Below are 243 nucleotides of genomic sequence, written 5' to 3'. Positions count from 1 at the left end.
ATAGGTGTTTTAATACCTGCTTTTTCGAAGAACTTACCTGTCCGTCGCCAAACTCATACCGCACATCTTGTACGTTGTTGGTGTTGGAGGTAATAAATACGGTGTCGTTTAAACATACCTCGCTCGGGGCAAAGAACCCTGCCAATACTTGTTTTACGCGTATGGATTTAGAGATGTTGTTTACACAGCCCTCTTTGGTGGTAAGCTCCAGATTAAGGGTTAGGAAGTTGGTTCCCGAAGGTT

1 protein-coding gene is annotated in these 243 nt (G+C 44.0%); it reads right to left on the bottom strand.

What is annotated here, in order from left to right:
- Positions 1 to 243, bottom strand: a 243-nt coding sequence (locus FRX97_RS12300; RefSeq protein WP_170227143.1) for a hypothetical protein, incomplete at both ends; no start/stop codon positions are given.

Source organism: Luteibaculum oceani, assembly GCF_007995015.1.
Taxonomy (GTDB): domain Bacteria; phylum Bacteroidota; class Bacteroidia; order Flavobacteriales_D; family Luteibaculaceae; genus Luteibaculum; species Luteibaculum oceani.
This window is presented reverse-complemented; position numbering and strand designations above follow the sequence as displayed.